Annotated in this window: 17 protein-coding genes; 13 read left to right on the top strand and 4 right to left on the bottom strand. The window is 30.5% G+C overall.

Annotated features, from left to right (window positions below):
* Window positions 1-101: 101 nt before the first annotated feature.
* A complete protein-coding gene (locus tag FVE75_RS09160) occupies window positions 102-809 on the bottom strand; it encodes a type 1 glutamine amidotransferase (RefSeq protein WP_147006168.1) in 708 nt (235 codons plus the stop codon).
* 180 nt (window positions 810-989) lie between these two features.
* Here FVE75_RS09160 and FVE75_RS09155 point away from each other — a divergent pair, with 180 nt between their 5' ends.
* The 13 genes from FVE75_RS09155 to FVE75_RS09105 all read left to right on the top strand — a co-directional run bounded on the left by FVE75_RS09155 (window position 990) and on the right by FVE75_RS09105 (window position 12,330).
* Entirely contained in the window at window positions 990-2,006 is a 1,017-nt protein-coding gene (locus FVE75_RS09155) for a nucleotidyltransferase family protein (protein WP_232052531.1), read from the top strand.
* The gene (locus FVE75_RS11595; RefSeq protein WP_232052530.1) at window positions 1,993-2,298 is read left to right on the top strand and encodes a nucleotidyltransferase family protein; all 306 of its coding nucleotides are present in this window, start codon (window positions 1,993-1,995) and stop codon (window positions 2,296-2,298) included. Before FVE75_RS09155 ends, FVE75_RS11595 begins: the two co-directional genes overlap by 14 nt.
* A gap of 341 nt (window positions 2,299-2,639) precedes the next feature.
* On the top strand, window positions 2,640-3,593 hold the full coding sequence (locus FVE75_RS09150) for an alpha/beta hydrolase (RefSeq protein WP_172618816.1): 954 nt from the start codon (window positions 2,640-2,642) through the stop codon (window positions 3,591-3,593).
* A gap of 381 nt (window positions 3,594-3,974) precedes the next feature.
* The gene (locus tag FVE75_RS09145; protein ID WP_147006166.1) at window positions 3,975-5,303 is read left to right on the top strand and encodes an MFS transporter; all 1,329 of its coding nucleotides are present in this window, start codon (window positions 3,975-3,977) and stop codon (window positions 5,301-5,303) included.
* Window positions 5,304-5,348: 45 nt separating this feature from the next.
* Window positions 5,349-6,167 carry a transketolase gene (locus FVE75_RS09140; RefSeq protein WP_147006165.1) on the top strand — a complete coding sequence of 273 codons (819 nt, stop codon included), beginning with the start codon at window positions 5,349-5,351 and terminating at the stop codon, window positions 6,165-6,167.
* Window positions 6,168-6,345: 178 nt separating this feature from the next.
* Window positions 6,346-7,272, top strand: a complete 927-nt coding sequence (locus FVE75_RS09135) for a transketolase family protein (RefSeq protein ID WP_147006164.1) — start codon at window positions 6,346-6,348, stop codon at window positions 7,270-7,272.
* A 272-nt stretch (window positions 7,273-7,544) separates the two neighbouring features.
* Window positions 7,545-8,039, top strand: coding sequence for a DUF441 domain-containing protein (locus FVE75_RS09130; protein WP_147006163.1), 495 nt, complete (start codon window positions 7,545-7,547; stop codon window positions 8,037-8,039).
* 163 nt (window positions 8,040-8,202) lie between these two features.
* Entirely contained in the window at window positions 8,203-8,472 is a 270-nt protein-coding gene (gene rpsP / locus FVE75_RS09125) for a 30S ribosomal protein S16 (protein WP_006804498.1), read from the top strand.
* Between the two features lie 167 nt (window positions 8,473-8,639).
* Window positions 8,640-10,001 carry a bifunctional folylpolyglutamate synthase/dihydrofolate synthase gene (locus FVE75_RS09120; protein ID WP_147006162.1) on the top strand — a complete coding sequence of 454 codons (1,362 nt, stop codon included), beginning with the start codon at window positions 8,640-8,642 and terminating at the stop codon, window positions 9,999-10,001.
* Between the two features lie 306 nt (window positions 10,002-10,307).
* Complete coding sequence (locus FVE75_RS09115; protein WP_172618815.1) at window positions 10,308-10,775, top strand: hypothetical protein; 468 nt, start codon at window positions 10,308-10,310, stop codon at window positions 10,773-10,775.
* Window positions 10,776-10,947: 172 nt separating this feature from the next.
* The gene (locus FVE75_RS09110; protein ID WP_147006160.1) at window positions 10,948-11,556 is read left to right on the top strand and encodes a DUF2278 family protein; all 609 of its coding nucleotides are present in this window, start codon (window positions 10,948-10,950) and stop codon (window positions 11,554-11,556) included.
* A gap of 121 nt (window positions 11,557-11,677) precedes the next feature.
* On the top strand, window positions 11,678-11,842 hold the full coding sequence (locus tag FVE75_RS11590) for a DUF4240 domain-containing protein (RefSeq protein ID WP_232052529.1): 165 nt from the start codon (window positions 11,678-11,680) through the stop codon (window positions 11,840-11,842).
* 14 nt (window positions 11,843-11,856) lie between these two features.
* Window positions 11,857-12,330: a DUF4240 domain-containing protein gene (locus FVE75_RS09105; protein ID WP_232052528.1), complete on the top strand. Its 474-nt coding sequence runs from the start codon at window positions 11,857-11,859 to the stop codon at window positions 12,328-12,330.
* 368 nt (window positions 12,331-12,698) lie between these two features.
* Here the strand turns inward: FVE75_RS09105 and FVE75_RS09100 are convergent, their stop codons facing one another.
* The 3 genes from FVE75_RS09100 to FVE75_RS09090 form a co-directional block, all read right to left on the bottom strand.
* Window positions 12,699-13,775 (bottom strand): M24 family metallopeptidase, encoded by a 1,077-nt coding sequence (locus tag FVE75_RS09100; RefSeq protein ID WP_147006159.1) that lies wholly within the window; start codon window positions 13,773-13,775, stop codon window positions 12,699-12,701.
* A 166-nt stretch (window positions 13,776-13,941) separates the two neighbouring features.
* Entirely contained in the window at window positions 13,942-14,862 is a 921-nt protein-coding gene (locus FVE75_RS09095; RefSeq protein ID WP_147006158.1) for a DDE-type integrase/transposase/recombinase, read from the bottom strand.
* Between the two features lie 422 nt (window positions 14,863-15,284).
* A complete protein-coding gene (locus FVE75_RS09090) occupies window positions 15,285-16,283 on the bottom strand; it encodes an energy transducer TonB (protein ID WP_147006157.1) in 999 nt (332 codons plus the stop codon).
* Between the last annotated feature and the right edge of the window lies 1 nt (window position 16,284).

Here is a 16,284-nt window from a genome sequence, read left to right as displayed (position 1 = left end):
TGTTTCAAATTACTTTTACTACAATTATACCTTAAAATATTTTAAAAACAAGATTTAAACAATATTTTAGTCTAAATTTGACTGATTTCAATACATTTATTTTATTTTTTTGTAAGTTTATATAAAAATTCATAAAGAAGATTATTCATTTCATCGTAGCTATTGCTACGTATAGTTTGAGGAGATTGAACAAAAGGTAAAGTTTGGCTATCCTGCTCAAGAGTTTTATCTGAATCTATTAACAATTCAGTTAGAGCTTTTGTAAATTCGAGATGACATTGAAAGCCATAATGTTTTTCACTATATTTTATAATCTGTCGTGGACACCCTTTACTTGCTGCCAAGACTTTTGCAGTATCTGTTAATCCTGGCATATCACTATGCCAATGCCCTACAATAGCCTGTTTTCCAAAATGTTTTATGTTGTCATCTTTCAGTCCATCTTTTGTCAGTTCAATTGGAAAATTTCCTATTTCACGGAAAGGGCTTTTTTCTGTTTTTCCACCAAATGCTTCTCCCATCAATTGAGCGCCAAGACATATTCCAACTACAAATTTATCTGCCTTTACAGCCTTTCTAATTAATTCAATTTCAGCTTTTGCATCAAAATAGGGAAACTCGCTGTTATCTCCAATAGGACTCTGCGGTCCGCCCATCACTATCAAAAAATCAAATGAATCTGCATTTTCAGGCAACTTTTCATATTGATATACTTTTGTTGCAGAAATATCGTGTCCAGAAAGTGCTGCCCAAGCAAGATAAGCTCCTGGCGCTTCAAATGATTCGTGTAATATAAAGTGTATTTTCATTGGTGTTCTCCTTTAGTTTTTGAGTTTATTATATAATTTTCCATAAGATATTTCAATAGAGGAATTTTGAAGTATAAATTTAAAGAAATTTTATAATAAAATTGAAAAAACTTATAAAAATCATCTTGATATATGGTATAATACTTGTAATGTAAGAAAAGTTTTTAGGAGAGAAAATTGTTGAAAATAGGAATTGTAGCTGAATATAATCCATTTCACAATGGACATTTGTATCAAATCAGGAAAATTAAAGAGATATTTGGTGAAGATGTCTTGATTGTGGTAGTGATAAGCGGAGATTTTGTTCAGCGGGGAGAAATTTCGTTTTTGGATAAGTGGGAGAAAACACATGCTAGCTTAGGATGCGGAGTTGACTTAGTTGTGGAGTTACCACTTTATTATTCAATTCAGAATGCGGAAATTTTTTCAAGGATGGCAACAAAAATTTTGGATTATTTGGGTATAGATATTCAGGTTTTTGGAGCGGAAGAGGAAAATATTGAGGTTTTGCAAAAAGTGCTTGAACTGCAGAAAAGGCAGGATTATAAGGACAAGCTTATGGAATATATGAAAAAAGGCAACAGTTACAGCACTTCTCAAAGACTGGCATTAAAGGAATATAATTTAGATGGAATTGTGAAGTCAAATAATATTTTGGCTCTGGAATATATGCGTGAGATAGAAAATAGCAATCTTAAAATAAAACCGTATATTATAAAAAGAGAAATTTCAGAATATAATGAAGAGAACGTTTCTGAGGATAGGGAAGAGTTTGCTAGTGCTTCGTTTTTGAGAAATGAGCTGGAAAAGATTTTGGATAAATTTTCTGAAGAAAAATTTGATTTTGAAAAAATAAAAAATTCTATTATTGAAAAAAAATGTAGTTTTTTAAAAGATAGAGGAGTAGAAAATTCAAAAGAAATTGTTAAAAAAAATTATAATTTTGAGAAAAAGCAAAATATTAGGGAAAAAATAGATTTAGAAAGTTTGAAAAATGTAAAAACAGAAGAAAGAATCTTTTGGAAACTAGAAGAGATTCAGAAATTTTTACCAGAAAAATCATTTGACATTATTTTTAAAAATTTGGAATGGAAGATAAATAACAGATTTAGTGGAGATAAAATAAAGGAAGAAATCTTTAAAATTGTGAAATATAAGATTTTGACAGAAAAAAAGAAAAATAATGGAAATATATGATATAACTGAAGAAATTTATGCTAGAATATACGGAACAATGTTGAATTCGCAAAAATATATAGAATTTTTGAAAAATACAAAATCTAGAAATTTATCAAATAAACGTGTAGAACGGATTATTTTGAATATTTTGCTAAATATAAAAGCTAAAATGATGGATTTTGAAATAAATTATGTAAGAATTTTAGGCTTTAATAAAAAAGGTCAGGAATATTTGAAAGAAATTCGTGAAAATAATAAAATTGAAAACTTTAATGCGGGAAATGAGTTTCAGAAAAAAATATCTTTGTAAATTGGAAGGATATTGAAAAATCTGGAAATTTTGCTAAAAAGGATGAAAATTCAGAAAACTTGGAAAATCAAGAAAACTTTTTGGAAAAATAAAAGTTGAAAAGAATGGATATCTGATAAAGGAATTAATTTTAGGCAAAAAAGAGAAGTTAAATCCGATTGTTTGTTTAGATTGACCTTGAGTAGCAATAAAATATAAAAACGTACAAAAGTGAATAATGACAATGCACCTATACAGCGAAAAGTTAATACATTTGCTCAGAAATAAGATAAAAATAAAAAAATATTATATTAATGAATTTTATAAATAAAAAATAAAAAGAATAGGAGAGGATTATAGGAATGGGATTATTAATAACAATTAATGTGCTGTTTATGATATTTTTCTTTGTGATAGCATATATGTCGATACGGTATTTTATTAATCAGATTGAGAAATATCCGAGAGTCACATTTGAAGAGGTGTATAACAGTAAAAAATTAAGACAGAAGTATAATATTGAGGATAATAAGGCAAATCCTTATGATTATGGGTATAATTTTAAGGAAATTGAGTATAAGTCAGGGAAAATACAGCTTTATGGGTGGCTTATTGAGAATAAGGAAGCTACAAAAACGATGATTATTTCGCATGGTCGTGGTGTAAACAGGCTCGCTTCGTTACAATATTTGGAAATGTTTAAAAATATTGGACTTGACAAGGAGTATAATTTTTTTATTCCAGATTTGAGAAACTCTGGAAAGTCTGATGTGGCTAAAACTAAGATGGGGTACTGCTTTGGACAGGATATTTTTCATACAATGGAAATGCTGAATGAAAGATTTGGAAAGAACAATTTTACATTATATGGATTTTCGCAAGGAGGAATGGGTTCTGCGATTGCTTCTAAAATGTACGTGAAGGCACTTAGAAAAAAAGGGATTGTAATTGATAAGCTGATTTTGGATAGTTCGATTTCCAATATAAGAAAGAGAATCAAGGAAGATGCAAAAAAACGTCGTGTTCCAAAATTTATTGTAAGTGTTATTGTAAGAATTTTTAATTTAAGAGTTGGAAGCCATCTTGATAAGCTTAGATTATCGTATTTGCTAAAAAGAATACCTACTTTGATAATTCAGTCTAAAAATGATAAGGCTACAACTTACGGAATGCTTATGGAAGAGTATAACGAACTTGCACAAAATGAAAATATCAAGTTAAAAGTTTTTGAAAAAGGTTCACACACAAGAATTTATGCTGATTCTGAGTGTAAAGATGAATACGTTGAGGCGGTAAAAGAGTTTTTAACAAATTAAAGTTATAAAAAAAATGTTTCTAAATAATTAAAATGTATTTTATAAATCGACGGAGCTTTTATTTGTTCAACTACGATTGTTTGACGACTGGAAGGAGGAGTTTCGGAGTTGGATAAATAAAATTCGAAGTCTAGTCATAGGTATTGCGTAGCAATCTTGCAACAATTTTAATTATCAGGATAAACTTTTACTGCAAGATAAGGATTTGCGGCAATGAGCAATCCTGCGAAAAATAAACAAAATAATTTAATATTGGAAATTAGAAATTATGTTAAATATAAGAAGTTCTAATTTAGCATATAATTCAAAATTTATTAAATAATTGATATTTAAATGGAGAATAATATAAACAATATAAAAAACAGAAAGGTAGAAAATTTAATGAGTTCAAGATTAACGAAAAAAAGTTACATAATTTACGGGCTTGGGGTTTCATATTTTATGATTGACCAGATTTATAATCAATGGCTGTCGTATTACTATTTACCGCCCGAAACGGAGAAAAATTTAGTTCCGCTGTTAAAGCCGCAATATTTAGTTCTAGCGTTTATTTTTGCAAGAATTATCGATGCAGTATCAGATCCTGTTGTGGGATTTTTATCTGATAACTCAAAATCACGGTTTGGAAGAAGATCAATATTTATGCTAGCTGGAGGATTACCGCTTGGAATTCTTACGGTTATGTATTTTTATCCGATTAAAAGTTCGCAGATGGCAACGCTTATTTATTTATCGGTCGTTGGAGGACTGTATTTTACCGCATATACTTTAGTTGCAGCACCGTATAACGCTCTAATTCCAGATTTGGCTTCAACTAAGGAAGAAAGGCTTAACCTGTCTACAATGCAGTCAACTTTTAGGCTCATATTTACTGGGGTTGCGATGGTTCTGCCGGGTATTTTGATTTCAAAATTGGGAATGGTAAATGGAGTACTGAATACAGAAGTTGGAATACGTAAAACAGTAATTTTGATTACAATATTGTCAGTTTTGGGGATTTATGCGTGTATATTTTTTCTAAAGGAAAAGCAGCTTACACAAAATCGTCCTAAGACTGAATCGCTTGGGTTTATGAAATCAATTTCACATTTGAAGGATAAGGAAATTATTTTGTACTTTTTAGGATATTTCTTTTTCTTTTGTGGATTTAACATACTTCGTGGAGATTTAACATATTATTTGAGCGCTGTAATGCAAAAGGATATTAAATATTTGACTGTAATATCAGTTGTGCTGTTTGGAATGGCGGGGCTGTTTTTTCCGATTACAAACAAGTTTGGGAAAAAATATTCGTACAAGAAAATATTGATTGTAGATATGCTGCTTTTGATAATCGGTACTTTTGGTCTATTGTTTATTAATAAAAATAATTCAATTTTTGCATATTTACTTTTTGTAATTTGTGGAACAGGATTAAGTGGTGCGGCGTTTATTTTCCCGCAGGCAATGCTTAGTGAAATTTCTGCAAAACTGTCAGAAACAAAAAAAGTAAGTTTGGAAGGCTTTATGTTTGGAATACAGGGAATGTTTCTAAAATTAGCATTTTTAGTGCAGCAAGTCGTTCAGTCAACTTTACTTGTTGTGGGAAATCAGAATGTTCAGAATGGCGTAAAAGGTGCAACTGAAGTTGGAGTTAAAGTGACACTTGTCGTGGCGTTAGTGCTGTTTGGCGTTTCGCTGTTTTTCTATAATTTGAAAAAAGAGGATTAATTTTAGTTAATTATTGATATTTATAAATAAAAAATGGAGGTTTTTATGAAAATTGAAGATTTGCAAAAAGAGGCAAAAACATTGAGAAAAGATATTATTGAAATGATTTACAGGGCAAAATCAGGACATCCAGGAGGTTCACTTTCGATTGCTGATATTCTGGCTGTGCTTTACTGGAAGGAAATGAATATTGACCCAAAAAATCCAAAAATGGAAAACAGGGATAGATTGGTTCTTAGTAAAGGGCATGCTGCTCCTGCGCTATATGCGGCTTTGATTGAAAAAGGATTTTTAGGAGATGAAGGGAAGAATCTTATTCCAACACTTAGAAAATGGCACTCTCCACTTCAGGGACATCCTGATATGAAAAAACTGGCTGGAGTTGAAATGTCAACAGGTTCACTTGGTCAAGGATTATCTGCAGCAAACGGAATGGCTTTGAGCGCAAAAATTTACAATAACGATTTCAGAGTTTATACAATTTTAGGAGATGGAGAATTGCAGGAAGGTCAAGTTTGGGAAGCGGTTATGACATCTGCACATTACAAGCTTGACAATTTAGTTGCAATAGTTGACTATAACAATTTGCAGATTGATGGAAAAGTTTCAGATGTAATGGATGTCGCTCCAGTTGGGGAAAAGTTCAAGGCTTTCAAATGGAATGTAATTGAGATTGACGGACATAATTATGAAGAAATCATAAATGCTCTTGACACAGCAAGAACAGTTAAAAGACAGCCAACAGTAATAGTTGCAAATACTGTAAAAGGAAAAGGTGTTTCGTTTATGGAAAATAACGCTGGATTCCACGGGGCTGCTCCAAATGATGAAGAATACAAGAAGGCAATGGAAGAATTGAGTTAATAATAGCAAGGGAAATCAATCGCCATTTCCCTTCATTTCGCAATAATAGTTATTTTAACATATTTAAATAATGGTGTATTAAAGAGAATGGCGAAAGTGCTATGCACTAACCCTGGCTTGTGGAATAGTATTAGAAAGTTTTTAAAAATAATGAAATAAAAAATAGGAGAATATGAGAATGGAAAAAAAATCAACTAGAGTGGCTTATGGAGAAGCGTTAGTTAAATTGGGAAAAGTAAATAAAGATGTGGTAGTGCTGGAAGCAGACTTGTCAAAATCAACAATGACTGCGTATTTTAAAAAAGAGTTTCCAGAAAGACATATAAATGTGGGGATTGCAGAGGCTGATATGACTGGAACAGCGGCAGGTATTGCAACGACTGGAAAAATACCGTTTGCCTCAACTTTTGCACATTTTGCGGCAGGACGTGCTTTTGATCAGATTAGAAACTCGGTGGCATATCCACAATTGAATGTTAAAATTTGTCCAACTCACGCAGGAGTCTCATTAGGAGAAGATGGAGGTTCACACCAGTCAGTTGAGGATATGGCTTTAATGCGTGCAATTCCAGGAATGGTAGTGCTATCGCCAGCAGATGCAGTAGAAACTGAAAAAATGGTCTTTGCGGCGGCTGAATACAAAGGGCCTGTATATGTAAGGCTTGGAAGACTGAATATACCAGTATTATTTGATGAAAACTATAAATTTGAAATAGGGAAAGCTGCAACTTTGAAAGAAGGAAACGATGTGGCAATTTTAGCGACTGGTCTTATGGTATCAGAAGCTCTTGAGGCGGCGAAATTACTGGAAGAAAAAGGGGTAAAAGCAAGAGTGGTAAATGTTTCTACGATAAAGCCGTTAGACACAGAAACAGTTCTAAAAGCAGCAAAAGAATGTAAATTTATTGTAACAAGTGAAGAACATTCTGTAATTGGAGGACTTGGAAGTGCAGTTTCAGAATACTTGTCAGAAGTTCATCCTGCAAAAGTTTTAAAACATGGAATTTATGATGAATTTGGACAAAGTGCAGATGGAGAAACTATGCTTACGAATTACGGGCTTAGAGCGAAGGATATTGTGGAAATTGTTTTGAAAAATATGTAAAAATTAATTGTTAATTCAACAATCCTGTGATGGAATAAATTCGTAAAAATAGAATTATTTTTTAGGATTAAAAATAGCAAAAAAGATACCTTGATGTTGAATTGGGGTATCTTTTATGTTGTTGAAAACTAATACTAAATCCCATTTAAAAATAGGAATAATTTTTTAGATATTTTGATTAATAAATATTTTTTCATTTTTATTTTCGTAGGATTGAGAAGGTTAAATGGTTGTTATTGTTTAATAAAAATTATAATTTAGAGGAGAAGAATTTGGAAAGTTTTATTTTTTTAGGAATAATTTTATTAATTGGAATAATTACACAAAATAAGTCTATTGTTCAGGCAACGATTTTTGTATTAATTTTGAAGTCAATATTTAATATTACTGAATTTTACAAGATAAGAGGAATTAATGTTGGAAATATAATGACGCAATTTAGAAAAGAAGGGATAAATTGGGGAGTTTTGATAATTACTATTGCCATATTGATTCCAATTGCGACAGGAGAAATAGGGTTTTCGCATTTGTTAAGTGCTTTTAAAACACCTATTGGCTGGGTTGCAATTATAAGCGGAATCTCTGTTTCGATTTTATCTTCCAAGGGAGTAGGACTTCTTGAAGGACAGCCTGAAATTACAGTAGCCCTTGTACTTGGAACGATAATGGGAATTGTTTTTTTCAAGGGGATTGCAGCAGGACCAGTTATTGCTGGAGGAATTACATTTTGCATTTTAAGAATAATCGAATTATTTTTTAGGAAATAATAGAATATTCTAATTAATTGTTTTTGATTAATTTAAGTTTGTAATTTTCTATTCATATTTTGTAAGGAAAAAAAACTTGACAACTTGTCAAAATTTTAGTATAATTATATCATACTTAAAATAATAAATTTTCAAGTTAATAAATAAATGGAGGTAAAATTTAATGTTAAAATTAAGATTAACTAGATTAGGAAGAAAAAAAGTTCCTTTTTATAGAATAGCGGCTATGGAAGCTTTATCAAAAAGAGATGGAAAAGCAGTTGCTTACTTAGGAACATTCAATCCACTTGCTGAAGAAGGAAAACAAGTAGTATTAAAAGAGGAAGAAATCTTAAAATACTTATCACACGGAGCTCAACCAACTGAAACTGTTAAGAGCATTTTAACAAAAGCAGGAATCTGGGCAAAATTCCAAGAAACTAAGAAAAAATAGTTATTTATAAAAAGGCACTTGTATAGGTGTCTTTTTATTTACCTAAATTTAAGAAAATTTATTATAAATTTTGAATTATACACTATTTCATAAGAGAGAATTTTTCTTGTTGTTAAATTTTATTTTTTGACAAGTTATAATGCTAGAGTGAAAGGGAAAATTAGATAATGAAAATAGATGAAGTTTTAGAAAAAATTTTTAATATGAGAACGATTGACAAGAGGATAACTAATGAATCTTTAAATCAAAATAATGAAAAACTGAAAAAAATATATGAGTTGCTGGGAGAGCCGTGTAAAAATAAGAAGATTATTCATATTGCAGGAACGAATGGGAAAGGTTCGACAGCTACATTTTTAGAGGGTATTTTTTTTGCAGCGGGATATTCTGTTGCAAAGTTTACTTCGCCACATATTTTACGGTTTAATGAGAGAATTTTGTTGAATAAACAAATGATTTCTGATGAGGATGTTGTAAAGTATTATGAAGTTGTTATGGATATTTTGGAAAAAAACTCGTTGCAGATAAATTTTTTTGAGATAACGACTTTTATAGCCTTGCTTTATTTTGAGGCAAAAAATCCTGACTTTATATTTCTGGAAACGGGTCTTGGAGGAAGATATGACGCTACAAATGTTGTAAATTCGACAATTGCAGCTATAACAAATGTGAGTTTTGATCACGTCAGTCTTTTGGGGAATTCACTTGACAAAATTGCAGACAGGAAAGCTGGGATTATAAAGGATGGGCAACTCTGTATTTATGCTCAGAATTTGGCTGAATTGGAGAATGCTGTAAAAAAGGAAACTGATAATTCAGTAAATGTGTTGAAAAAGTATGAGAATTTACAAGTTGAGCTGGATACTCAAAATTATAAGACAATTGTGAAGATTTTTGAAAATGAAAATTTGGAAGAATTTGAAAATATTGAAGATAAAAAAAATAAACATAATTTGGGAAAAACATTTATATTGCCACTTTTTGGGAAATTTCAGGCAAATAATTTTTTGATTACTTATGAAATTGCTAAAATTTATGGTATCAGCGATGAAATTATTCAGAAAGGGCTTGATGAAATTTCGCTGGCTGGGCGGTTTGAGATTTTTTCACAAAATCCAGTTATAATTCTGGATGTGGCTCATAATGATGATTCTGTACGAGTTCTTGTAGAAAATTTGAATGAACTTTTTAAAAATGATGAAGTAATTTTTATTCTTTCGATACTTGGAACAAAGGACATTGCAAATATTTTTGAGAAAATTTTGGAAAAAAATTACAAAATTTTTATAACGTCTTTAAAAGACGTTACTTACGGACTTTCTGCCAATGAAATAAAGAAAAATCTGGAAAATGCAAATATTTTGACAAATAATATAATTTTTGAAGATAATATTTTGTATGCCTATAATCAGGCAAAAGAAATGATTTTGGAAAAGAATAGCCGGTATAAGGCAATAGTGGTTTGTGGCTCTTTTTATGAAATTGCGAAATTTAAGAAACTGTGTGGTAAGAGGGATGAGTATTTTTAACAGTAGAAAAGGGAATTATTTAATGCCTGTATAGAATTGTTTTACAGGACGTTGAAAAATAAACACACAATGAAAGATTTGAAAAGTTAAAGGCTATAATGTACGAATATGTAGAAATATGATATAATAATAGCAGAGAACATAGTAAAATAGAGACTTGTAATCCTAAATGAAGTTGTTGAATAGATATATAGATTTTAAAGTAATTACAAGAAAGTCTTTTAATTTCTAAAATTATGAGTAGAAATTAATTGTGATATTAATTTTTTAATACTACAAAAGAAAATAAAAAAGAAGGTGATATTTTTGAAATTAAAAGTGAAAATATTTTTTATTATAATAATTATATTTTTTTTGGTAAATATATATAATTATTATTTTCATGAAGTAAAAGATGAATGTATATTTTCTTCAGAAAATGTGGAAAAAAGTTATTATTTAAAAGCAAATAAATTACTAAAAAAAGAAGGTATAAAATTATTTCTTTATGATAGTAATACGATGAAATATTATGAAGCTAAACGTCCTTATGAAATTTTTTATTCATTAGTACATGTGTCTGGAGATATAATGATAGCAAAAAAACAAAAAAGAAAGAATAAAAAAGATAAAGTATCCTGGGCATTAGGTATCTCTAGAGAACCAACATATATTTATATTTCTGAAAATAAAAGAGCAGTTATTTTAAAAAGAAAGAATCAAATTTTAAAAAATATAGTAACATGTTATTTAGTTGATAATTTACTGGGGTATCATGTTCCCACAAAAGAATAAAAAATTTAATTTTTTAGATAATCGTTGTTGAAAAAGACAGCGGTTATTTTTTTGTTTGTAATTTTAAAAAATTTATTTATATAAAATTTCCAATCCCTTTTCTTTCATAAAAAATATGTTATACTTATAATGAGAAAAAGTAAAAGTTCAGGTATGCAGTAAAGAGGAAAATATGGAAAAATATGTGATGTTTCGAGGAAAAGTTATAGATAAATGGTACGACTTTGATAAAAGGGCACATTATCATATTGTAGCGATGGATGATGAGGAGAAAAGATTTGATTTGGCGGTTAATATTGGGAGTATTTATGAGAAGATGAATGAAATTGTTTCTTCCAATTTGAAGGTTTATTATGATGAAAGTTATAGTTGCCGAAAGGGAATTGTCCGTAAAATGCTGTTGCAAAAAAATGGTATTACAGAATGTCACAAGGATTTATATCTCGATTATATTAGAATGAAACTTTTTCCACACGAAAAGATGATACAGATGAAGGGGTTTGATGTAACAAGTATTTACTTGACTGGGATTATTGAGAAGAATGTTGTGCAGGCTATGAATAATGATGATTATGAAGTGATTGCGTTTGGAAGGCTTTATGCGAATGGGAAGGGCTTGCATGATATTCATATGAATCAAGAAAGTGTGGATAAATTTAGGAAAAATGATGCGTCGTATTCTGATGGAGGGCTGTTTTTTAGAAATAGACTAGATAATAAGATTACAGCTGTATTTATTGCATTTATTACTCAAAGTTTGAATATGCCTGAAAGTGTTTAGAGTTAGATTAATAAAGATTAGATGGAGTTTATGAGGTTGATTTTAAAATAAATTTTTATAAAAATAATTAATAAAATATGGGGAAATATAAAAGTTAGAAAAGAAAAGAGGTGTGACAAAGATGTCTATAAGAAATTTTGCTACAAAACTTAAAATGAAACGTGAAGAGTTTTGGAAATACATTTCCATATCGCATAAAAAAGCCAAAAATAATAATGAGTTTGTAGACTATTTAATAGATATTCTATCAAAAAAACAGATGAGGAAATTTTTGATTTTGAAATAATTACATTTGAATTAATGCATGAAAGTTATAATGAAAAGTTGTGGTGTGCCTCGTATCTTGTGAACGGTGACACAGCGAGCTGGAGTTTTGATTTTTTTAGGCTATGGTTAATTTCGCAGGGAGAAAAAATATATCATTCGATTATAAAAAATCAGGATAATTTATCAAAATATATAAATATATCTTTTGAAGCAAAATTTATGACAAATTATTTTGAAAATGAAAACTTTGCTTTTATCCCAGCCTATGCTTTTTCAAGAAAAAACTGCTCGCACAATATTTTAAACAAGGAAAGTTACAAAGTTAATAGTAAAACTATTTTTCAAGATAATTTTATTGATAATTATAATAAAAAATTGAATAATTATAAAAGAAAAATAGGGTACATTAACAAAAAATATCCAAAAATAATATTTCACTGGTGTGCAAAATTTCCAAACAGTATGAAAGAAGTGTGTCCAACATTATTTAAAAAAATGTATTTTTAAAAAAAACAAAGGAGTGCCTCAATTTATGGGACATTCCTTATTTTTGTAATTAGTTTTAATTGATTTCTGCTACTTACACAAAACCCTATTTAAATAACAGATTTGTTACAAATTTTTTCAATGAAAGATAAAAAAATTAGCATTTCTAAATAATTAAAATATAATTTTTTAGTTTTAATAAATCGACGGAGCTTTTATTTGTTCAACTGCGATTGTCTGACGACTGAAAGAAGGAGTTTCGTAGTTGGGCGAATAAAAGTCGTAGTCTAGCCATAGGTATTGCGTAGCAATCTTGCCACAAATTTAATCATTAGGATAAACATTTATTGCAAGATAAGGATTTGCGGCAATGAGCAATCCTGCGAAAATTAATGTAAGATAATTAATTCCTTATTACTTTTATTTAATATTTCTCTACCATCTTTTTTAACTACAACATCATCTTCAATTCTAACTCCGCCCCATCCATCAAAATAAAGTCCTGGTTCAGAAGTTACAACCATATTTTCTTTTAGTTCAATATGTGAAGCACTTGATAAGTAAGGCAATTCATGAATTTCGGCACCAATTCCGTGTCCTAATCCGTGTCCAAAATACTCACCGTATCCTTTTTCAGTTAAAAAGTTTCTAACAGCTTTATCAACATCATCTGACATGATTCCTTCTTTTATAGTATTTACACCCAATATTTGCGCTTCTAAAACAGTATTGTAAATTTCTACGTGTCTATCAGAAATATTGTCTCCATAGTAAACAGTTCTTGTCATATCTGACACATATCCTTCATAATATGCCCCAAAATCCATTGTAATAAATTCTTCCTTTTGAATTTTTTTGTCAGAAGCTACTCCGTGCGGCATAGCTGAACGGTATCCACTGGCAAAAATTGTAGTAAATGAACGGTCATCAGCACCTAGTTTTCTTTGAATGTATTCCATATATGAAGAAACTTCCTTTTCAGAAACGCCTTCCTTTATAATTTTTAAAGCCTCTGAAAATGCTACATCACTAATTTCTACAGCCTTTTTAATAAGTGCAATTTCTTCTTCTGATTTTACCATTCTTTCCATTACAAGTTTATTTCCAACTGGCACTAATTCCACTTTGAAAATGTCTTTTATCGTTTGATAAAGAGAAAATGACACATTCACATCCTCAAATCCTACATTTTTTAGCCCAAATTTTTTTATATATTCTCCAACTGTCTGAAGTGAACCACGTGAGACTTCCACAAATTCAAATCCCATTTCACTAACTTGTTTAGTTGCTTGTGTCTTGTATCTAAAATCCGAAAAGAAAAAATTTCCATTTTTTGTCGCAAGAGCAACTCCAGTTGTCCCAGTAAATCCAGTAAAATATCGAAGATTATACAAGTCTGTAATGAATAATCCATCAATGTTCAGTTCATTTAAAATTCTTGATAATTTTTCAGTTCTTTTTTCCATATTTTTTCCTCTTTTTTATTAAAATTTTTTTACTTTTAAAGTGTAACACAAATTCAAAATTTTTTCTATTTATTTTTTCTAAAAGATTTCAATCAATTGTATAGATGTCAAACATTTGTTACAAAAATATATTAAAAAAATATTTCTTTCCTAATGTATCTTTAACCTACTGATTTTCCTTGTACTCTTTTAATACTTCATTTGGACTCTTAAAGCCCAGTACTTTTCTTGATATGTTGTTGTATCTTGTATTGTATTTCCTTATTGCCCTTAACAGTTCTTCCTTGCTTTTAAATTTCTTGTCTGCATAGTACTTGCTGTCAAGCCTGTGGCTTCTTTCCACTTTTCCATTCTCCCATGGCGAATATGGACGGGTTGTCACGTACTCTATCCCCTTCTCCTCCAGTTTCAGCTCAAACAGTGTTTTCTTATCACTTTCAGAATTTGTGAACTCTTTCCCATTATCTGTCTGAACTTTCTTTATGTCAAATCCCAGCTCCCTTTCCAAGTTCTCTAGAAACTTTGCAGTCTGATAGGTGCTTTTTTCATCTGCTATCCTTAACACTCTTTTTCTTGTATATTCATCTAATGCTGTTATTTGATAATACTTCTGGTCACGTGTTCCAAACTGTATGCATTCTTCTGGAACATATTTTATGTCTATCTGCACTCTTTCCCCAGGGTACTTCGCCTGTTCAACTTTCTTTTTTCTTTTATGCTGCTTTTTAGGCTTTTCTTTGGCATTGCCCTTCATTTTCCTTATTATCTTGCACATTGAATCGTATGTACGGCTGTAGCCTTCCTTTCTTGCTTTAACATAGACTTCTGCCAGCCCTTCATAGCCAAATTTCCTGTACTTTTTCATAACCAGCTCTATTTCTTCTTGCGTGTGCTGGTTTGGGTGGCTTTTAGGTCTTCTGCTTTTTGGCAGAAGAGACTGGACTGTTCCGTCGTATCTGTCTCTCCAACGTTTTATCTGCTGACGTGATGTCTTATACTTCACTGCTGCCTTTGAATTATTATTATGTTTTATTGCATACTCAATTGCCCGTTGACGAACACGGTATATTTCTGATATACTACTCATATGAAAGGTTTCTCCTTAATGTGGTTTGGTAGATTTACATTATATCAGAAACCTTTCTTTTTTTGTATATTCTTGTCACATATGTATTATCTCACAACATTTTTTCTAAAAGATTTCAATCAATGCTTATTTTTCCTTAAATTTTAGTTATATTAGCTTTTTTAACGCAGAGGTATCAAACGCCATACCTCCCTTTTCACAATAACAATTATTTTAACATCTTTAACTGATTATCACTTAAAAGTTATGGCGAAAGTTCTACGAACTACTCCGGCTTGACGCAAAACTTTCTTATAAAAGAAAAATAGAACTCGCTTTTGAATACAAATTATTTTAATCCAATTAATTTTATTTAACTTAAAGTTTATTTCAAAAGCTCAAACAGCTATTTTTATTCTAACGAAATTTTGCTTGAAATATATTTAGTGAGTTTTTCTAAATCTAAATGGTTTTGTTATTACTCCAGATGAGCAATTGTTAGTTTTGAAGTTTATTCTTATTCCTTTAGCGGCTCTTTTGGCTTCATTTAGAAAAATAGAACTTGCTCCTGAAGCTGAAATTACTGAGATGCCGCCACCTCTAGTAAATTTTACTGTAACATTTACAACAACATTAAATTCTCTGTTTAAACGTTGACTGCCTTGTGGCATTTCCAATGTTTCTCTGTATGAAACTGAAAAATCAGTACCTTCATGACATCCACCACCTCGTGTACTTCCAGACTTTTTATCATTTCCATTTCCAGAACTAGTTGAATTTCCGCTTGTTCCTGTTCCATTTCCATTTTTGTTACCTGTAGAGCTTCCGTTAGCAGTATTTCCATTTTTGTTTCCATGTGAAATTCCTGAATTTGAGAGAGTGTTTTTGTGTCCAGAATTATTGGAAATAGTGGAGTTTGAAGCAGTTATGGTGTTTTGTACTGGTTTTGTACTGGCAGAATTTCCTGTGGATTGTGAAATTACTGGTTGTGTAGCATTTTTAGGGGTGGAGGTAACTGGTGGGATAATTGGGTGTGATGTAGGTTTTGGTTGTTCTTTTGGTATGGTCTCTTGGGGTACTTTGGGAGGTTGTGGTAATGATTGCTGTGGTTGTTGTGGCTGTATTGGTTGTGATGGTGAAAGTTCGGGCTGTTTTCGGTTTTTAGGCTGTTTACTTGGTTCTATGTTTTGAGCTTCGGAAATTGCATTGTTTTTATTTGGTAGATTTCCCTTTTGTAACCCAGACGTTCCGTTACTTTCCTCATTGCTATCCGTATCAACTGTGCTTTTTGTCTTATTTTCTTCCAAAATACTATTTTTTAAGTCAACAACAATAGTCTGCTTTTCTTTTTTTTCTTCAAGTTTCTGTTTTAAAACTGGAGTTGCAATTGGAATAAGAAGTATTCCCAAGTTTATTGCAGCTGAAATTATGTAATATTTCATT

It is taken from the genome of Leptotrichia hongkongensis (assembly GCF_007990635.1).
GTDB classification, from domain to species: Bacteria; Fusobacteriota; Fusobacteriia; order Fusobacteriales; family Leptotrichiaceae; genus Leptotrichia; species Leptotrichia hongkongensis.
This window is presented reverse-complemented; position numbering and strand designations above follow the sequence as displayed.

Excerpts from the sequence above, each read along its gene's own strand:
- FVE75_RS09160 (WP_147006168.1), bottom strand. The coding sequence starts at position 809 with ATGAAAATACACTTTATATTACACGAATCATTTGAAGCGCCAGGAGCT.
- FVE75_RS11595 (WP_232052530.1), top strand. The coding sequence starts at position 1,993 with ATGGAAATATATGATATAACTGAAGAAATTTATGCTAGAATATACGGA.
- FVE75_RS09150 (WP_172618816.1), top strand. The coding sequence starts at position 2,640 with ATGGGATTATTAATAACAATTAATGTGCTGTTTATGATATTTTTCTTT.
- FVE75_RS09145 (WP_147006166.1), top strand. The coding sequence starts at position 3,975 with ATGAGTTCAAGATTAACGAAAAAAAGTTACATAATTTACGGGCTTGGG.
- FVE75_RS09140 (WP_147006165.1), top strand. The coding sequence starts at position 5,349 with ATGAAAATTGAAGATTTGCAAAAAGAGGCAAAAACATTGAGAAAAGAT.
- FVE75_RS09135 (WP_147006164.1), top strand. The coding sequence starts at position 6,346 with ATGGAAAAAAAATCAACTAGAGTGGCTTATGGAGAAGCGTTAGTTAAA.
- rpsP (WP_006804498.1), top strand. The coding sequence starts at position 8,203 with ATGTTAAAATTAAGATTAACTAGATTAGGAAGAAAAAAAGTTCCTTTT.
- FVE75_RS09120 (WP_147006162.1), top strand. The coding sequence starts at position 8,640 with ATGAAAATAGATGAAGTTTTAGAAAAAATTTTTAATATGAGAACGATT.
- FVE75_RS09110 (WP_147006160.1), top strand. The coding sequence starts at position 10,948 with ATGGAAAAATATGTGATGTTTCGAGGAAAAGTTATAGATAAATGGTAC.
- FVE75_RS11590 (WP_232052529.1), top strand. The coding sequence starts at position 11,678 with ATGTCTATAAGAAATTTTGCTACAAAACTTAAAATGAAACGTGAAGAG.
- FVE75_RS09105 (WP_232052528.1), top strand. The coding sequence starts at position 11,857 with ATGCATGAAAGTTATAATGAAAAGTTGTGGTGTGCCTCGTATCTTGTG.
- FVE75_RS09100 (WP_147006159.1), bottom strand. The coding sequence starts at position 13,775 with ATGGAAAAAAGAACTGAAAAATTATCAAGAATTTTAAATGAACTGAAC.
- FVE75_RS09095 (WP_147006158.1), bottom strand. The coding sequence starts at position 14,862 with ATGAGTAGTATATCAGAAATATACCGTGTTCGTCAACGGGCAATTGAG.
- FVE75_RS09090 (WP_147006157.1), bottom strand. The coding sequence starts at position 16,283 with ATGAAATATTACATAATTTCAGCTGCAATAAACTTGGGAATACTTCTT.